Origin of the sequence: Amycolatopsis sp. NPDC021455 (genome assembly GCF_040640995.1) — a bacterium.
In the GTDB taxonomy this organism is placed as follows: Bacteria; Actinomycetota; Actinomycetes; order Mycobacteriales; family Pseudonocardiaceae; genus Amycolatopsis.
In genome coordinates this window covers 16,108-33,598 of record NZ_JBFACT010000080.1, presented here as the reverse complement: position 1 = coordinate 33,598, position 17,491 = coordinate 16,108, and the positions used below count along the sequence as shown (strand labels likewise).

The window sequence follows — 17,491 nt, the reverse complement described above, 5'->3', positions numbered from 1 at the left end:
TCAACCTCCCCGTGGGTGGGCGCGCGGGGTTGGAGTCACCCGCGGGCGTTGTCCCATTACCGATAGGTTCTGCAAATCTCCTGACTTGAACGAGTCGTTCAGGACGTCCGCCTCGGCGCCGAATGTCCACAAGGGACAGGTGGAGCCGTCCCGGGGGTTCCCGTTGCCCCCGGGACGGCCGTGCACCGGTGCAGCAGACCGTGAAGCCCTTCCGGCGGCATACCCTTCCACCGCAAGGCCGCCACGGCCCGTTCGACCCCGGGCCCCCGCCCGGTGCGCCGGAAGAAGGCCACCCCGGGGGCGTCGGGTTCCCTCGGGATGGCCCTCTCCTGGCCCGCCGGGCGCTCGGTCCGTTCCAGACGCGAGGCGGGCAGGGGGACGTTGGGGGCCGGCCACCACACCACCCAGCCGCGGAGGGGGTGTGGTGGCCGGCAAGGGACGGTGGCCGCCGCGCGCAGCCCCGTCCCGGCTTCTCTACCTCCCCATCGGGATGGCCATCGTCGGCAGCGCGCCCGCGGGCTGCGCGGCGAACGCCGTGGTCGGCGGGGCCGGCAGGGACTGAGCGGGGAACGCCGTCGTGGGGATGTCGTTGGCGAACTCGCTCTCGAACTCGCGCTCGAAGGCCTGGTGGTCGAAGCCGCTGTCGAACTCCGTCGGCACGTCGGCCGCCAGCGCGGCGATGGCCGGGTCGACCGTCGGGACCTCGGGGACCTCCGCGACGGGCGCGGGCTCCGGCTCGGGCACGTAGTCCGGCGCGGGCAGCCTGCGGTCCAGTTCGAGCATCCAGTCGAGCATCGCCCGCGGCTTGTCCCACGCGGAGATGCCGACGAGCCTGCCGTCGCGGATGAAGCCGGTGATGCCGTCGGCCAGCGACACCGTGTCCTCGGCCAGCGACGGCATCCCGCACATCTGCAGCCGCGTGTCGTACAGCGTCGACCAGGCGCGGGGGAGCGGGGTGAACGGGATGGCGCTGGAGTGGCCCATCAGCAGGTTGTCCGCCGCGTGCCGGGCCGACTCGACGGCGTTGATCCAGTGCTCGACCCGCCGCGGGGTCTCGTCGAAGCGCAGGTTCGGCCAGCGCGCGATGTCACCGGCGATGACGACGTCGGAAGCGCCCTCGGCGAACAGCTTGGAGTCGCACAGGACGCCGTCGCTGATGTCGAGGCCGGAGCCGCGCATCCAGTCCACCGACGGGACGCTGCCGATGGCGAGCACGACGACGGCGGCGACCAGCAGCTGGTTGTTCGTCAGGTGCAGCCCGACGGTGTCCTTCGTGCTGATCCAGTGCCGGACTTCGCTCCGCATCGCCAGGTTCGCGCGGTGCTCGTGGTGCGCCTCGACGATGCCGCTCGAAACGCGGTCGCCGAAGCGGTGCAGCGGCGCCTTCGCGTGCCCGATCAGGGTGACGTCCCGGCCGATGTGCCGCATGCTCGCGGCGAACTCGTTGCCGATCAGGCCCGCGCCGATCACGACGGCCGGCTTCTTGCTGGCGTTGAGGCAGCGCCGCACCGCCATCGAATCCTCGACCGTGCGCAGGATCCGCACCCGCGGGTCGTGCCGCGGCGCCCCGGGCAGGTGCCGCGGGTAGACGCCGGTCGCGGCGATCAGGCCGTCGTACCAGAGGGATTCGCCGCCGGGCAGGTGCACGACCCGCTCGGTGGTGTCGAGGTGCGTGACCCGCGCACCGAGGCGCCAGTGGACGTCGAGATCCGGCAGGTAGTGCGAAAGGCCCACGTCGCTGGGCCGTTCGGTCCCCATCACCAGCGCCTTGGAGACCATCGGCCGGTGGTAGGGCCGCCGGGCCTCGTCGCCGATGAGCACGATCTCGCCGTCGAACTTCTGTTCCCGCAAGCGTTCCGCGGCACGCAGCCCGGCGACGCCCGCACCGACGATGACGATCCGGTCGCCGTCAGCCATCGAGGTCCCCTCTCATCACGACCGCCTGCATCGGGCAGCAGCGGGCGGCCATCTTCGCCTGTTCCATGGTGGTTTCGTCCAGCAGCCGCGTGTGGAAGCGCAGGCGGCCGTCCTGGCCGAGGTCGAACACGTCCGGCGCCTCCATGGCGCAGATGCCGTAGAGCTCGCAGCGGTCGTTGTCGACGCTGATCCGGGGCCCGCTACCGGGCAAACGGAAGGGCATGTCAGGCCACCTGCTCTTCCACGAGACCGATGCGTTCCAGGGTCCGGGCCGGCATGAACCGCAGCATCGACACCGTCACGGCCGGGACGAGCAGCGTGATGCCGCCCAGCCAGGTGACCGAGAGGTGGCCGTTGGCGATGGCGCCGAACCAGGAGTGGATCGCGATGAGCCCGACCGCCGGGTACGCGCAGCGGTGCAGCCACAGCCAGCGCCGGTAGGACGTGAAGCGCTGCAGGCCCGCGGTCAGGAAGATGGCGAACATGACCTCGAAGCCGACGATGCCCGCGATGTGGCGCGCTTCCTGGCCGGAGCCGAACGGGATGAACATGTAGGCGAAGCTGTACGGCTGGACCGTCAGGTAGGTGAAGCCCAGCGCGTGGACGGCACCGAAGATGATGGTCGCGGTGGCCAGCACCATGTGCGTGCTGCGCAGGCCCTTCCGGCCGGTGACCGAGCGGATCCAGCCGGTCGCGGTGAGCACGCCCCAGGTGAGCGTCAGCATCGCCGCCCCGTAGGACGTCCGGGCCGCGAAAGCCGCGAGGCCACGGGCCGCCGGGTCGGTCTTCGGCTGGAACTGCTGGGTGAGGAAGATCGTCGCGTCGTGCCAGGCCTCAACCACGGCCGCCCCCTGCTCTCGCGGTGGCCGGCCGGCTGGTCGCCCTGGCGCGGCCACGGTTGCTCTTGATCTGGCGCAGTGCGTAGAACAGACCGCCGCCGACCAGCAGGAACAGCGCCCCGACGACGACGATCTGGGACGTGTCGAGACCGAGCTGGATGCCGGTGGGCGCCGCGGTGGTCGAGACGACCGGGGCCGGCAGTGCGGTGTAGTCGACCATCCCGGTGCTCTCGAGCATCGTCATGTGCCGCATGACGGCCTGGTTGCCGACGGTCGCGAAGGCCCGCACGTCGTCGTTGCGGGTGCCGGCGCGCAGCTGCGCGAGGACGGCGAACACCTGGCCGTGCGCCGCGCGCAGCCGGTTGGCGAAGACGCGGTCGAACTCCGGGCCGGGGGAGGCGGCCATCTCTTCGGCGAGCCAGCCGCGCTGTTCGTCGGAGGGCTGATCGGGCACCGGCGAGTTGAGCTTCTGCGACAGCGCGCGGGTCGCGACGTCGAGGCGGCCGTGGTCCATCATGATCGCGAAGCCGACCTTCTGGACGATCGGGCTGCCCTTCTCCATCGCCATCATGCCGGAGGGCATCTCCCACAGACCGGCCTGGCGGACCTTGGTCAGCAGCACGGCGTCGGTGTCCGACACCGCGTTGGTCTGCGCGATCGAGGTCGAACCCGGCGCGAGCAGGGCCAGTACCGCGGCCAGCACGAACAGGATCCGGACCAGCGGCCGGGAGCGCTCGAGCACCGACGGCGGATCGAAGTCCAGCGCGGCGAACTCAGAGGCCGAACGCATTTTGCCTCCACTCGTCCTGAGTCAACGTGATCTTCTTGCCGTCCGGCGCGATCGGGTACCAGGCCTGGTCGGCGCCCTGGCCGGACGTGTCGGCCGGTTCCTGGTCACCGGTGAAGTGGTACAGCGGCCAGCCGGCGAGGGTGAGCTGCTGGGTGCCGTCGTCGCGCGTGATCTGCCCGATCAGCGACTGGTCGACGTCGATCGGCGCGAGGTTGCCGCCGGCCTTGACCGGGATCCACTTGGTCGCGCACGCATCGTTGCAGTTCGACCGGGAGGGTTTGGGCGTGTCGCGGTCGTAGCGGTAGATCGTGTACCCGGTCCCGTCGACGAGCAGGAGGCCGAGGTCGAAGGTCTTGGCGGCCCTGAGCTGGCTCTTCGCCGGGTTGTTCGGGTCGGCGGTGATGCCCTGCGGCATCGGCAGGACGATCTGGCCTTGTTGCTGTTGCATACCGGGCATCTGCATGCCGGCGTAGCCGCCGCCCGGGGTGGTGGCGGCGCTGGCGGTACAGGCGGTGAGCGAGGCGAGTGCGGTGAGGCACACGGCGGCGGCGACCACCGGTCGGGGAATGCGGATCACTGCTCCTCCGTCGGGCATGACTACGCGCTGTTGCCGGGAGTGCAACGGAAAAGCGCGCGCAAGATCCACTGTGGACATTCGGTCCGGAGTGGATGCGGAGCGTTGCGGGGGACAACGCCTGGTCGGGGTCTTCGGTAGGGGATACGGACACGGTCCGGAAACGGTTCAAAAAAGTTTTGCCCCCGGTTTGCGGGCCCGAAGGACTGGACTCCGGGCCTCCGGCACACCAGGATGTCCGGCGTGGGACGGCACACTCGAGCGCTGAGATCCGTCGAAGATCAAGAAGTCGTCGTCGAGACCAGCGACGGCCACGACGATCTGGCGAAGGCGCTGTACCAGGAGTTCGGCGGGTCCCTCATGGCGTTCGCGCTGCGGCTGACCGGCCACGACCGGCAGTGGGCCGAAGACGTCGTGCAGGAGACCTTGATCAAGGCGTGGCGGAACGCCGACAAGCTCGACCGCCAGCCCGAGATGCTGCGTGCCTGGTTGTTCACGGTCGCCCGGCGTATCGTGATCGACGGCTGGCGCAGCCGCAGTGCCCGGCCCCAGGAGATCGAGGAGATCGAATCCGACGCGATCGCGGTGTCCGACGAATCGGACCGGACGCTCGCCGCGATGATCGTTTACGAGGCGTTGCAGGGCCTTTCGCCCGAGCAACGGGAGGCCATCCAGCAGACCTACCTGCGCGATCGGACCGTGAACGAGGTCGCGGCGACCCTCGGCGTGCCTCCGGGCACCGTGAAATCCCGTATCCACCACGCCGTCCGCGCCCTGCGCCGGGCCCTGCGCGAGCGGGGGTGAACTGAGCGTGGCCGGATCAGCACACACCGACGTCGCCGCCTACGTGCTGGGCGTGCTCAGCGAGGCCGAGAACACCCAGTTCGAAGCCCACCTGATGAACTGCCCGCACTGCCAGCTCGACCTGATCGAGCTCTACCAGCTGCCGGACGTCCTCGACCTGGTGAAACGCAGCTGGCCGGAGCCCCCGATGCCCGCGCCCAGCCCGCGCACCCTCTCGCCGGGGCCCCGGGTGCTGCGCGGTCTCATGGAAGAGGCCGCCGTGAAGCGGCGCCGCCGCAAGCGGATCGGCATCCTCGCCGGCGCCGCGGCGGCTGCCGCCGTGATCGCCGGCCCGCTGGTGACCCTCGCGGTCCGGCCGGCCGACGCCGTCCCGCCCAGCGCCCTCGCCTCGCCGAGCGGCAAGCAGCCGCCGCCGCTGACGAGCGTCCCGGCGACGTCCACCGCGCCGCCCGCCGGCGCCCCGGGCCAGCCCGGTGGCGGCCAGACCTACGGCCGCGGCAGCGGCGGGTCGGCCGTCAGTGCCGTGGTCACCGTGTCCCCTGTGGAGTGGGGCAGCCGCGTCGACCTCGAGCTGCGCGGGATCGTCGGTCCGGTGAAGTGCCAGCTGGTCGCCGTTTCGACGGCGGGCGACGAACGCGTCGTCTCCAGCTGGTCGGTGCCGCCCAAGGGGTTCGGCATCCCCGGCTCGCCGGAGCCGTTGCGGCTGCAGGGTTCCATCTCCCTGGCGATGGACCAGATCGGCCGGTTCGAGGTCCGCGGTGACGACGGCTCCGTGCTCGTCTCCGTGCAGCGCTGAAACTCTTTCTTCCGCGAAAACGCCGTGACCTGGGTTAATGCTGTCCGGTTGCGTCCCGGAAGATAACGAACAGATAACGGGCCGGTCGCTTTTGAACCTCTGGGCACCGGCGTCCGTATCCCCCAATGCATCCCCCGATGCATCCCGACGCGCCGGAACCGGCGCACCGGGCAGCACCGCCGGAACACCCGGCGGGAGGCCCCGGTGCGGACATCCCCGCAGGTTCCGCGCAATTGAGATCTCCATTGTCGGTAGTTCTTGCCCGGGCTGCCGCGCTTTACGGCGCGCGCCCGGAAAAACGAACGAGGTGAACTAGTCTATGGCCCGGAATTCTCGGCCCCCCGTGACGGGCAAACACCGCGTTGCCCGCCGAACCAAGATCGCGATGGGTGCGATCGGCCTGGCGATCGCCGTCGGCGCACTCGCCGTCGCCGTGACCGCGGGCCGCACGGGCGAGGCCAGCGCGGACCCCGCCGACCCGTCGTTCTTCATCGACATCAACAAGGTTCCCGCCGGCAACAACGTCAACGCGGCCTTGAAGAAGAAGGGCGCGCAGGGTTCCTTCACCGTCAACTGCGGAACGAACGCCGACGGCGGGCACCAGAACCCCGACAACTTCATCGCCCAGCCGGGGATCAAGAACGGTGCGCAGCACCTGCACGACTACGTCGGCAACCTGACCACGAACGCCGACTCGAGCCTCAAGAGCCTGCTCGCCGGCGGCACCACCTGCAAGAACGGTGACAAGTCCGCCTACTTCTGGCCGGTCATCCGCATCGACCGCGAGGACAAGGCCCAGAACGAGCAGAAGAACCAGAAGGCCCAGCAGCAGCAGAAGGGCAAGACGGGCGACGTCCAGGAGGACAAGAGCGCCCAGGACGCCAAGGACGCGCAGGACCAGCGCAACAGCCAGGGGCAGGGTGGCGGTGGCCGCTCGGGCAAGGCGCGGCAGCAGCAGGGTGACCAGAACCAGAACCAGGACGGTCAGCAGCAGCGTCGCCAGGACAACCAGCAGCAGAACAACCAGCAGCAGGACCAGAACAACAACCAGGACCAAAACAAGCAGGGCCAGAACCAGCAGGGCCAGAACAAGAACCAGCAGCAGAACCAGAACGACCAGAACAAGAACAACCAGAACAACCAGAACAACAACCAGGACAAGGCCAACCAGAACCAGGGCCAGCAGCAGGAAGAGCTCGGCGGCATCCAGGGTGCGAACAAGGAGGTCGGCGACAACGACGGCACGATCATCGAGCCGGAGTCGGCGACGCTGAAGTTCATCGGCGGCGGCGCGCAGGACGTCGTCGCGATGCCGCTCGGCCTGAAGATCCTCTACGGTGACGCCAAGCAGAGCACCAACGGGCCGAAGAACGCCCGGCCCAGCTGGACGTGCACCGGGTTCGAGGACCGGCTGACCGACCTCTACCCGATCTGCCCGAAGGGCAGCAAGGTCGAGCGGATCCACGCGTTCCCGAACTGCTGGGACGGCAAGAACACCGACAGCAAGGACCACCGCAGCCACATCGTGTTCGCGAACCAGCAGGGCAAGTGCCCGCAGGGCTTCAAGAACGTCCCGCAGCTGCAGGTCACACTGGTGTACAACGTCCCGCTGGACGTCCAGCAGAACGGCGAGTACAAAGTGGATGCGTTCGCCCAGGAAAAGCACAACCCGCGTTCCGACCACGACGACTTCGCGAACGTGATGAGCAAGCAGATCATGGGCCGCCTGGTCAACTGCATCAACTCCGGCAAGGCCTGCAAGGAATGACCGCGGTGCTCGAACCGCACCCGGCCACCTGACACCCAGGAAGGAGAACCTCCGATGAACCGCGCTCGCCCGGTCGCTGCCCTGCCGCTCACCGTCGCCGCTCTCGCGCTGCTCGCGGCCTGCGGGACCAACCCGTACGCCACGTCCGGTGCCGTGCTGGCGCTCGGCGCGCAGCCGCAGCAACCGGCGAGCGCGGTTCCGGCGGGTTCCCAGGCCGGCCAAGCCCAGCTGACGGTGTCCACTGTGGAAGGCCTGGGCGCGGTCCTGGCCGACGCCGAGGGACACACGCTCTACCGCTACGCGAAGGACACGGCCAACTCGCCTTCGACCTGCGTGGGCGCCTGCGCGCAGACCTGGCCGCCGCTGCTCTCCGACGTCCCGGTGACGGCGGCCGGGGTGGACAGCCAGCTCGTCGGCCTGGTCGCCCGGGCGGACGGCCGCAAGCAGGTGACCGTCGGCGGGCAGCCCGTCTACACCTACGCCAAGGACACCGGCCCCGGTGTCGCGCTCGGCCGGAACGTCAGCGCGGACTGGGCACCGGTCACGCCGGCGGGGGAGAAAGCGGCCGGGGACCCGGCCACGCAACCGGCCGCAGCCCCCACCGTGGGCACCACGGACATCGGCGGGCTCGGGCCGGTGCTGACGGACGGGGCCGGCCGTACGCTCTACCTGTTCACCAAGGACGGCCGGAACTCCGGGAAGTCCACTTGCGACGGAGCCTGCGCGCGGAAGTGGCCACCGGTGCCGGCCGACGGCCGGATCACCGCCGCCGGCGGCATCGACGCCGGCCTGCTCGGGCGCATCCGCCGGGCGGACGGCAGCAGCCAGCTGACCGTCGGCGGCTGGCCCGTCTACACCTACGCCCAGGACGCGGCGCCCGGCGAGGCGAACGGCCACGGCGCGGGGAACACCTGGTACGCCGTGGAACCCAACGGCTGCAAGGTCGACCCGGCGCGCCGGCCCGACACCCGGCAGGCGGTCACGGCGTCTTCGGCCACCAGCGGGTACTGACCCGCTCCACGAACCCCGGCCCGGCGGACACTTCCCTCCACCTCACCCCCCCCAGTCCGCCGGGCCGGTTGCACCACCCCGAGAAACGCGGGACGTGCCGTCCCGCTCCCGATCCCCGGTCCGGTGGACGCTTTCCCTCCACCTCACCCCCCAGTCCACCGGGCCGGGATACCCACCCCCCGATCCGGCCACGGCCGGGTCAGCGAAGGAGGAAACCGGCGGGAGCCACTTCCCGCCCGCGAGTTCCGGCCCGGTGGACACTTCCCTCCACCTCACCCCCCCCAGTCCACCGCGCCGGAACTCCTCCCCACCCAGCCCCCAAGTCCCGCCCCACTCACGCAACTTCCGCCCCCACTCACGCAAGTCCCGCCCCCACCCACGCGAGTCCCGCCCCCACCCACGCGAGTTCCGCCCCCACCCACGCGAGTTCCGTCCCGAATCACGCGAGTTCCGCCCCAGATCACGCGAACCGACCCCCCAGATCCGCGAGCCGACTCTCCAGGTACGCGTCGACTCTCCAGTCACGTGAGTCGACTCTCCAGTCACGTGAGTCGACTCTCCAGTCACGTGAGTCGACTCTCCAGTCACGTGAGTCGACTCTCCAGTCACGCGAGTCGACTCTCCAATCACGCGAGATGCCTCTCCAATCACGCGAGATGCCCCGCTAGTCATGCGAGATGCCTCCCCGATCACGCGAGATGCCCCTCCAAACACGCGAGTTCCGCCTCTGATCCCGCGAGATCGGTCTTCACACACGCGAGTTCCGCCTCTGATCACGCGAGATCGGTCTTCACACACGCGAGTCTCGTCCCCAGTCACGCGAGTCACGTCCCGGATCACGCGAGATCCGCCCTGAAGCCCGGCCCGAAGCCCCGCACTCAAGCCTCGCACTGGAGCCCCGCCCCGAAGCCCCGCGCAGGGCCCCGACCCAAGACCCGCCCGGCGGCCGCCCCTCGGTCACCGGGTCGGCCGCAACGCCGCACCATCCCGGAACCCCGGCCTGGGGGATGCTTCCCTCCACCTCACCCCCCTCATCCCCCGGACCGGTCAACGCTGCGGTCCCCGTGCCCAGGCACGGGGACCGCGGCCCAGAAGTCCAGCGGCACCCGCCCGGCGCTCCGCCCCGCGGAATCGAGCAGACGGCCCATCAGCTTGACGCTCCGCAGCGTCACCGCCCGGCCGGTGATCTCCAGCCACGGCAGCTTCGCCGCCAGTACCGCTTCCAGCGAAAGAGCGTCCTGCTGCGCGGGCAGCCACACCACCAGCATCAGGTTCGCCGCCCCGGACAGCGCCGCGCACATCCGGACCTCCGGCAGCATCGCCAGTGACCGGGCCGTCGTCTCCAGCTTGTCCGGGGGCACCCGCAGCCACAGCGTCACCGTGACCGGCGCCGGTGACACCGACCGCGCGATCTCGCAGCGCACCCGGATCGCGCCCCGGCCGAGCAGCGCGTCCAGCCGGCGACGCACCGTCGTCGCCCCGACGCCGACCTCGACGGCCAACGCCGCCGCCGACGCGCGGGCGTCCGCCCCCAGTGCCAGGACCAGTGCCCGGTCCGCCGCGTCGAACCGCAACGGCGCTCGACGCCGGGCCGGTTTCGCCGCCAGGGCCTCCCGCTGACCCGGCGAAATGGCCCGCACCCGCCACCGGCTGCCCTCGGTGAACATCCGCGGCGACAGCGTCGTCCGTACCCGCGCGACCCCGGGCACCGTCGCCACCCGGTCCGCCACGTGCGCACCCAGCTCCCGCAGCGTCGGCGCGACGACGTGGGCGAGCAGGTCGCACGGTCCGGCGACGTACTCGACGGTCACCACGTGCACCTCGGCCGCCAGCGCGAACGCGACGTCGAGCGCCGCCCCGGGCTCGCAGTCGATCGCGACGAACGCCAGCGCCAGCGGCGCCGTGAGCTCGCCGCCGGCGTAGGCCGTCAGCCACGCGTCGCCGCGTTCGACGAGGGCGTCCCAGCGCCGGGCGGCCGTCACCGCAGTCAGCCCGAGTGCGCGGCCGAGCGTCGACCACGACGCCCGCGGCGCCGCCTGGAGCGCGTCGACCAGTTTGAGGTCTTGCTCGGCCAGCATGGCGGATTCTTCGCTCATCGCACCTCGAAATGGTGGTTTCGCGGGTTTTCCCCGGCCATTGTGCTCGACTCTGCATGATCGGCGCATGACTCTGCGCTCCGACGCCGCCGCCCTGCTCGGCGACCTGGTCGCCCTGCGCCGCGACCTGCACCGCATCCCCGAGGTCAGCCTGCACCTGCCGCGCACCCAGGAACGGGTCCTGGCCGCCCTCGACGGCCTCGGCCTCGAACTCACCCTCGGCAAGAACCTGTCGTCGATCACCGCCGTCCTCCGCGGCGGCAAGCCGGGCGGCACCGTGCTGCTGCGCGGCGACATGGACGCGCTGCCGGTCACCGAAACCAGCGGCGAGGAGTTCAGCTCCACCCTTGACGGCGCGATGCACGCCTGCGGCCACGACCTCCACACCGCGGGTCTCGTCGGTGCGGCCCGGCTGCTCGCGGCCCGCAGACAGGACCTGCCCGGCGACGTCGTCTTCATGTTCCAGCCCGGCGAAGAAGGCTGGGACGGCGCCGGTCACATGATCGAAGAGGGCGTCCTGACGGCGTCCGGCAAGCACGTCGACGCCGCCTACGGACTGCACGTGTCGGCCGCGAGCTACGCGAAGGGCCGGTTCGCCGCCCGGCCGGGTACGCTGATGGCGGCCTCGGGCGCCCTCGAAGTCCGGGTGAAGGGCGAAGGCGGCCACGGCTCGTCCCCGCACGACGCCCGCGATCCGATCCCGGCCGCCTGCGAGATGGTGACCGCGCTCCAGACGATGGTCACGCGCACCTTCGACGTCTTCGACCCGGTCGTGATCACCGTCGGCTCGTTCCACGCCGGCACCCGCCGCAACATCATCCCGGACGACGCGGTGTTCGAGGCGACCCTCCGCTCGTTCTCGCCCGAAGTCGCGGCGCGGGTGGGGGAGCGGGCGGAGCAGGTCTGCCGCGGGATCGCGCAGGCGCACGGCCTCGGCGTCGAAGTCAGCTACGAACCCGAGTACCCCGCGACCGTCAACGACGCCGACGCGTACGCCTTCGTCGCCGACACGATCCGCGACGTCTTCGGCGCGGACCGGTTCACCGAGATGGCCGACCCGATCACCGGTTCGGAGGACTTCTCCCGTGTCCTGGAACGGGTTCCGGGCGCGTACCTGTTCCTCGGCGCGTGCCCGGGCGACCCGGAGACCGCGCCGGACAACCATTCGCCGCGCGCCCGCTTCGACGACAGCGTGCTCGCCGACGGCGCCGCGCTGCTGGCCGAGCTCGCCGTCCGCCGCCTCGCGCTCCTGGCCGGGTGACGCGGGTGCTGGCCGCGCGGGAAGACCGAGTGTCCACAGTGGAGCGATCGGCCTCGGTTGTGCCCGCCGCCGACGGCGATCGGGTTCGCGTCCGGATCGACCGCGGCACGGTTGTGCCCGCGAGTACGCTGGCCCCGGTGATCGGCACCTTCCGGCCGGATCTGGAGGCGGCGTGACGCGCACGGTTTTCACCGGTGGTTCGGTGTTCGACGGCACGGGCGCGGACCCGGCACCGGCCGACGTCGTCGTCGAGCACGGCCGGATCGTCGACGTCGGCACGGACCTCGACGGCGACGAGGGCGTCGACTGCGCCGGCGCGGTGCTGCTGCCCGGGCTCTTCGACTGCCACGTGCACGTCACCGTGTCCGACATCGGGCTGCTGTCCCGGGTGCAGAAGCCGTTCTCCTACCAGTTCTACGAAGCCGCGCGGAACCTGTGGGCGACGCTCGGGCTGGGCATCACGACCGTCCGCGACGCCGCGGGCGCGGATCTCGGCATCAAGCAGGCCGTCGACGACGGGCTGATCCCGGGGCCGCGGCTGCAGATCTCGATCGGGCTGATCACGCCGACCGGCGGCCACGGCGACGCGTGGTTCCCGTCCGGGATGTGCGTCCCGCTGCTGATGCCGCACCCGGGCCGGCCGGACGCCACCGCCGACGGTCCCGACGAGGTGCGCCGTGTGGCGCGGACGATGCTGCGCGCGGGCGCGGACGTGCTGAAGGTGTGCACGACCGGCGGGGTGCTGTCCCCGCGCGACGACCCGCGCCACTCGCAGTTCACGCCGGAGGAGCTGGACGTCCTGGTCGCCGAGGCGTCGATGCAGGGCCGCCCGGTGATGGCGCACGCGCAGGGCGCGGCGGGCATCAAGAACGCCGTCCGCGCCGGGGTCCGGTCGATCGAGCACGGCATCTACCTCGACGACGAGGCGATCGAGCTGATGCTCGGCCACGGCACATGGCTGGTGCCGACGCTGATCGCCCCGGTCAACGTGGTCCGCGCGGCCGACGCGGGCGTCGACCTCCCGGCGGCGGTGGTGGCGAAGGCCCGCGAAGTGGTCGAGGCCCACCGTGACTCGGTCCGCCGGGCGTACGCGGCGGGCGTCCGGATCGCGATGGGCACCGACAGCGGCGTCGGCCCGCACGGGACGAACCTCGAGGAGCTGGCCCTGATGGCGGCGTGCGGCATGACCCCGGGCGACGTCCTGGAGGCGACGACGTCGTCGGCGGCGCGGCTGATGGGCCTCGACGGCGAGCTGGGCCGGATCGAGCCGGGACTGCGGGCGGACCTCGTGGTGGTGCCGGGGGATCCGTACGACTTCCCGGCGCTGGCGTCGAACATCCGGGAGGTCTGGAAGGACGGCACCCGGGTCGTCTAACCGTCCAGCCGGGCGAGGTCGACGACGGCCTTGTCGAAGCGGAAGACGTCCGCGGGAACGCCCTTGCCGCCTTCCCGCAGCAGGGAAACGTAACAGCCGTAGTCGATGGCGAAGCCGTCGTACAGGTTTCCCGGGTGCCGGGGATCGACCAGGCCCCGGCGGAGAACGTGGAGCAGGCGCGCGTCGCACAGCGCGTCGATCGCGGGCGGGCGGTCCGCCGCGGGCAGGAGGAAGGTGCGCGACCGGCGCCGGCCGACCACCTCGTCGATCAGGCGGGCCAGCAGCCGGTCGGCCTCCGCCTGCCGGCTGACCGCGACCTTCTTGTCCCGCAGGTACCAGTCGCGAGCGGCCCGCCGCACGTGGGACCGGTCGATCTTGCCGGTGTGCGCGTGCTGGGCGGCGAGCGCGGCGATGTTGATCGCGTCCCGGGGAACCCCCTCGGCGGCCCGGACGAGTTCGGCGAACGCGCCTTCCTGGAAGGCTTCCTTCGCGAACTCGCCGGCGTCGGGAATCGCCATCCGGGGCATCGTCGCGAGGATCGGCCGGACGTGGTTGTGGAAGAGCTGCAGGAAGAACGCCTGCGCTCGTTCCCGCGACTGGTCGAAGACCAGGGCGTCGTCGAGACTCACCGTGGTGGCGGCGTCCGAGCCCACTTCGATCCCGACGTAGTCGCCGTCGGCGGGGACGAAGAACCGCGCGCGGTGCTCGATGGTGGCGATCTTCACCGTGATGCCCCGGACCGGCAGGACGCTGCGCCGCAGCAGGTCCGCCAGGAACGGTTGCAGGTCAAGGGGAACGCTGCTCCATTCGTCGAGCAGGAGCCAGAGGCGCGCCGGGCGCATCCCGTCCGTGACGGCCTGGATCGCCCGGCTCAGCGGGCCGAACAGGACGCGGTGCTGCTCGACGCCGGTGCGTTTCTGCCGGCTGGACGCGGTCGTGGAAGCACTGCGGCGCAGGGAACCCCTGAGCCCGCTCGTGCGGCCGAGCGACGCCTCGAGCCCGCCCTCGCGCTCGTCGGCGGCGCTGCGGGTCTGCTCCTGCTCGGTCTCGCCGACGACTTCGACCTCGGTCACGGCGGCGACCAGCGCGTCGAGGCCGCGCAGGAAGCTGTCCTGACCCGGCACCTGCCCTTCGACGGCGAGGGCGAGAAGCTGGTCGTGGACCGCTTCCAGGGTGTCCACCAGCAGTTGCGTGCCCCGCTGGGCGGGGCTCAGCGCTTCGTTGGCGTACAGGCCCCCGGTCGATCCGATCGTGCGCAGGTCGAGGTAGAGCGCGACGTCGCCGGTCTGCCCGACGAGGTCGTGGAGGTGCAGCAGCCCGTGGGTCTTGCCGGTGCCGCGGCGGCCGAAGAGGATCTGGTGGTCCGCCGAGTTGATCAGCGCGGAGAACGACCCGGCGGAGACGTAGGTGGCGGCCAGTGTCGAGCGATCGGCGCTTTCGGCCCGCCGCGGGATCCGCATGAGCGCCTGGTTGAGGTGCAGCTGGACGGCCTGCGCCATGCGACTCCCTGGTCCCGGGCGGATCGCGTGAACTTCGCACCATAGCGCGGAGTCCGGGACCGAGTCACGCCTCCGGGCTCAGCAGGTCCTTCAGCGCCGCGGCGAACTTCGCCGGGTTCCGTTGCGGGGCCAGGTGGGCGCCCGGCATCTCGGTGAACGGCAAACCCAGTTCCAGCGCCAGGATCTTCGCCGGCTGGTAGTGGTACCGGCCCCGGCTGCCCTCGCCCGCCACGGGGAAGATCTCCGTGCTCGCCTTGCGCAGCGCGCGCAGGTCCGGCAGGTAGTCGAAGAACTCCGTCAGCTCGCGGTCGAACAGCCGGATCCAGTCGGCTTCGTGCGGCAGGCGGAGGTTCGGCAGGTCGGGCAGGGCGGCGCCGGCGATCGCGTCGGCGAACCGCGTCACGGCGGCCATCAGCTCACCCGAACGGGCCAGCCGCACCTGTTCCGCGGCGGCTTCGAGCCAGCCGCCCGCGTCCGGCATCAGGTGCACCGCCGGGGGTTCGTGCGCGACCAGCGTCGTCACGCTGTCCGGGTACCGGGCCACGAGGTCGAGGCCGATCAGCGCGCCCGCGCTCGAGCCGAACACGAGCGCCGGGCCGCCGGTCGCGTGGCGGAGCACCGCCAGCGCGTCGTCGGCCTGCCGCGAGACCGGGACCGGGCCCGTGGTGGTGTCGGTGCTGCCGAAGTGGCCGCGCCGGTCGTAGGTGATCACGGTGTAGTCCGCGTACAGCAGCTTCGCCAGCGCGCGGTAGGAGTCACCCGCCCCGGTGCCGCCCGCGATCAGCAGCAGCGCCGGGCCCTCGCCGCCGCGGCGGACGAGGAGCTCACCGTCCTCCACCGGGCAACGGCTTTCCGAGATCATGCACCGAAGTGAAGCACAACGGCCGCCCGCTAACGTGCGCGGTATGACCGAACGGCGAGCGATCCTCAGCGGGTCGGCATTCGAGGAACAGATCGGCTACGCCCGCGCCGTGGTGCACGGCGACCGCGTGTACGTCTCGGGCACCACCGGCTTCGACTACGCGGCGATGACGATCTCCGAGGACGTCGTGGAGCAGGCGGAACAGTGCCTGCGCAACATCGAGGCGGCGTTGGCCGAGGCGGGGTGCACGCTCGCCGACGTCGTCCGCGTGCGGTACCTGCTGCCGGCGCGCGAGGACTTCGAGCCGTGCTGGCCGGTGCTGCGCAAGGCGTTCGCGGCGGTCCGCCCGGCCGCGACGATGCTGGAATGCGGCCTGGCGGACCCGCGCATGAAGATCGAGATCGAGGTGGACGCTTGCCTGCCGGACTCGTGTTGCGCGTCCGAGGTTCGTTGACAGCGGCCCCGGCTCAAACGCCCCAATGTGGCGTTGGTTGCGTCGAATCAGCACTGCGGCGCGCAGCGCCTCCGTTGAGGGCGGCGGCGGGGGCATGGATGGAGCACCGAACGCCACATTGGGTGCGTTGGACGCACCGAACGCCACATTGGGGCGCATCGACCCCATCGTCGAACAACTTGCGGCACTAGAGCCGTTCGATGATCGTCGCGGTGGCCAACGCGCCGCCCGCGCACATCGTCACCAGTGCCGTCGACGCGTCCCGGCGTTCCAGCTCGTGCAACGCCGTCGTCAGCAGCCGGGCGCCCGTGCTGCCCACCGGGTGACCGAGGGCGATCGCGCCGCCGTTGACGTTGACCCGCGCGGGATCCGGCTCGACGACCTGCTGCCACGACAGCGCCACCGAGGCGAAGGCTTCGTTGACCTCGAACAGATCCAGGTCGCCCACCGCCATCCCGGCCCGTTCGAGGACGCGTTCCGTCGCGCGGATCGGGCCGTCCAGGTGGTAGTACGGCTCGGCGCCGACCAGTGCCTGCGCGACGATCCGGGCCCGCGGGCGCAGGCCCAGCGCCGTCGCGCGGTCGGCGTCCAGCAGGAGCAGCGCGGCCGCGCCGTCGGAGATCTGGGACGACGTGCCCGCCGTGTGGATGCCGTCCTCGACCACCGGCTTGAGCCGGGCGAGGCCTTCGACCGTCGTCTCGCGCAGGCCCTGGTCACGCGCGACCAGGTGGGTTTCCCCCGTCGGCTCGCCGGAAGCGGACAGGACCGGCGCCTTCACCGGCACCACCTCGCGGTCGAAGTGGCCGGCCGCCCAGGCGGCCGCGGCCTTGTGCTGGGACGCCGCGCCGAACGCGTCGACGTCTTCCCGCGTCAGCCCGCGCCGGACCGCGATGCGCTCGGCCGCGCCGTACTGGTTGGGCAGGTCGATCGACCACGACGACGGCCGCGGGGACGCGCCGGCGCGGTTCGTGCCCAGCGGCACCCGGCTCATCGCCTCGACCCCGCAGGCGACGCCGGCCTCGATGGCCCCCGCCGCGATCAGGCCGGCGATCAGGTGGGTGGCCTGCTGCGCCGAGCCGCACTGGGCGTCGATCGTCGTCGCGCCCGCCGTCTCGGGCAGGCCCGCGTGGAGCCACGCCGTGCGCGTGACGTTGTTGGACTGCTCGCCGGCCTGCGTGACGCAGCCGCCGATCAGCTGCTCGACCAGCGCCGGGTCGATCCCCGCTCGGTCCAGCAGGGCGAGCTGCGCGGCGCCCAGCAGCTCGGCCGCGTGCAGGCCGGCCAGCAGCCCGTTCCGCTTGCCGATGGGGGTCCGCACGGCTTCGACGATGACCGGCACGCCCATGTCGTCCCTTTCGTCGGGAAACACTGTTCACTGCCCCAAAAACTAGAACAAGTTATCGTTTTGTGCAAGTCCGCCCTGGTTTGACGCCTTCTTGATCTCT

Annotated in this window: 16 protein-coding genes; 7 read left to right on the top strand and 9 right to left on the bottom strand. The window is 71.3% G+C overall.

Annotation, left to right across the window (positions count from 1 at the left end; genetic code table 11):
• Positions 1–474 precede the first annotated feature (474 nt).
• Genes AB0G28_RS43350 through AB0G28_RS43330 form a run of 5 tightly spaced genes read right to left on the bottom strand, consistent with a single transcriptional unit; the run spans position 475 to position 4,123 of the window.
• Positions 475–1,917, bottom strand: coding sequence for an FAD/NAD(P)-binding oxidoreductase (locus AB0G28_RS43350; RefSeq protein ID WP_361103564.1), 1,443 nt, complete (start codon positions 1,915–1,917; stop codon positions 475–477).
• Positions 1,910–2,140, bottom strand: coding sequence for a ferredoxin (locus AB0G28_RS43345; protein ID WP_086865695.1), 231 nt, complete (start codon positions 2,138–2,140; stop codon positions 1,910–1,912). The genes AB0G28_RS43350 and AB0G28_RS43345 overlap by 8 nt, the downstream gene beginning before the upstream one ends.
• 1 nt (position 2,141) lies before the next feature.
• Positions 2,142–2,759, bottom strand: coding sequence for a ferric reductase-like transmembrane domain-containing protein (locus tag AB0G28_RS43340; protein WP_361103562.1), 618 nt, complete (start codon positions 2,757–2,759; stop codon positions 2,142–2,144).
• The gene (locus AB0G28_RS43335) at positions 2,752–3,546 is read right to left on the bottom strand and encodes a DUF4142 domain-containing protein (RefSeq protein ID WP_361103560.1); all 795 of its coding nucleotides are present in this window, start codon (positions 3,544–3,546) and stop codon (positions 2,752–2,754) included. Before AB0G28_RS43335 ends, AB0G28_RS43340 begins: the two co-directional genes overlap by 8 nt.
• Positions 3,530–4,123: a hypothetical protein gene (locus AB0G28_RS43330; RefSeq protein ID WP_361103558.1), complete on the bottom strand. Its 594-nt coding sequence runs from the start codon at positions 4,121–4,123 to the stop codon at positions 3,530–3,532. The genes AB0G28_RS43335 and AB0G28_RS43330 overlap by 17 nt, the downstream gene beginning before the upstream one ends.
• Positions 4,124–4,363: 240 nt before the next feature.
• Here AB0G28_RS43330 and AB0G28_RS43325 point away from each other — a divergent pair, with 240 nt between their 5' ends.
• From AB0G28_RS43325 to AB0G28_RS43310, 4 genes are all read left to right on the top strand, one after another.
• Positions 4,364–4,924, top strand: a complete 561-nt coding sequence (locus AB0G28_RS43325; protein ID WP_361103556.1) for a sigma-70 family RNA polymerase sigma factor — start codon at positions 4,364–4,366, stop codon at positions 4,922–4,924.
• Positions 4,925–4,931: 7 nt separating this feature from the next.
• On the top strand, positions 4,932–5,720 hold the full coding sequence (locus tag AB0G28_RS43320; RefSeq protein WP_361103554.1) for a zf-HC2 domain-containing protein: 789 nt from the start codon (positions 4,932–4,934) through the stop codon (positions 5,718–5,720).
• A 319-nt stretch (positions 5,721–6,039) separates the two neighbouring features.
• On the top strand, positions 6,040–7,488 hold the full coding sequence (locus AB0G28_RS43315) for a DUF1996 domain-containing protein (RefSeq protein ID WP_361103552.1): 1,449 nt from the start codon (positions 6,040–6,042) through the stop codon (positions 7,486–7,488).
• 54 nt (positions 7,489–7,542) lie between these two features.
• Entirely contained in the window at positions 7,543–8,499 is a 957-nt protein-coding gene (locus tag AB0G28_RS43310) for an SCO0930 family lipoprotein (protein WP_361103550.1), read from the top strand.
• A 1,031-nt stretch (positions 8,500–9,530) separates the two neighbouring features.
• On the opposite strand, the gene AB0G28_RS43305 is transcribed toward AB0G28_RS43310, so the two are convergent.
• Positions 9,531–10,595 carry an AsnC family transcriptional regulator gene (locus AB0G28_RS43305; protein ID WP_361103548.1) on the bottom strand — a complete coding sequence of 355 codons (1,065 nt, stop codon included), beginning with the start codon at positions 10,593–10,595 and terminating at the stop codon, positions 9,531–9,533.
• A 67-nt stretch (positions 10,596–10,662) separates the two neighbouring features.
• Here AB0G28_RS43305 and AB0G28_RS43300 point away from each other — a divergent pair, with 67 nt between their 5' ends.
• Complete coding sequence (locus tag AB0G28_RS43300) at positions 10,663–11,856, top strand: M20 family metallopeptidase (RefSeq protein ID WP_361103546.1); 1,194 nt, start codon at positions 10,663–10,665, stop codon at positions 11,854–11,856.
• 172 nt (positions 11,857–12,028) lie between these two features.
• The gene (locus AB0G28_RS43295; protein WP_361103544.1) at positions 12,029–13,231 is read left to right on the top strand and encodes an amidohydrolase family protein; all 1,203 of its coding nucleotides are present in this window, start codon (positions 12,029–12,031) and stop codon (positions 13,229–13,231) included.
• Here the strand turns inward: AB0G28_RS43295 and AB0G28_RS43290 are convergent.
• Entirely contained in the window at positions 13,228–14,730 is a 1,503-nt protein-coding gene (locus AB0G28_RS43290; RefSeq protein WP_361103542.1) for a hypothetical protein, read from the bottom strand. The two genes, AB0G28_RS43295 and AB0G28_RS43290, sit on opposite strands and share 4 nt — an antisense overlap.
• Positions 14,731–14,794: 64 nt before the next feature.
• Positions 14,795–15,592, bottom strand: a complete 798-nt coding sequence (locus AB0G28_RS43285) for an alpha/beta hydrolase (protein ID WP_361103540.1) — start codon at positions 15,590–15,592, stop codon at positions 14,795–14,797.
• A 43-nt stretch (positions 15,593–15,635) separates the two neighbouring features.
• On the opposite strand from AB0G28_RS43285, the gene AB0G28_RS43280 reads away from it, so the two are divergent.
• Positions 15,636–16,046 carry a RidA family protein gene (locus AB0G28_RS43280; protein WP_361103538.1) on the top strand — a complete coding sequence of 137 codons (411 nt, stop codon included), beginning with the start codon at positions 15,636–15,638 and terminating at the stop codon, positions 16,044–16,046.
• 187 nt (positions 16,047–16,233) lie between these two features.
• Here the strand turns inward: AB0G28_RS43280 and AB0G28_RS43275 are convergent, their stop codons facing one another.
• Positions 16,234–17,391, bottom strand: coding sequence for a steroid 3-ketoacyl-CoA thiolase (locus tag AB0G28_RS43275; RefSeq protein ID WP_361103536.1), 1,158 nt, complete (start codon positions 17,389–17,391; stop codon positions 16,234–16,236).
• Positions 17,392–17,491 lie beyond the last annotated feature (100 nt).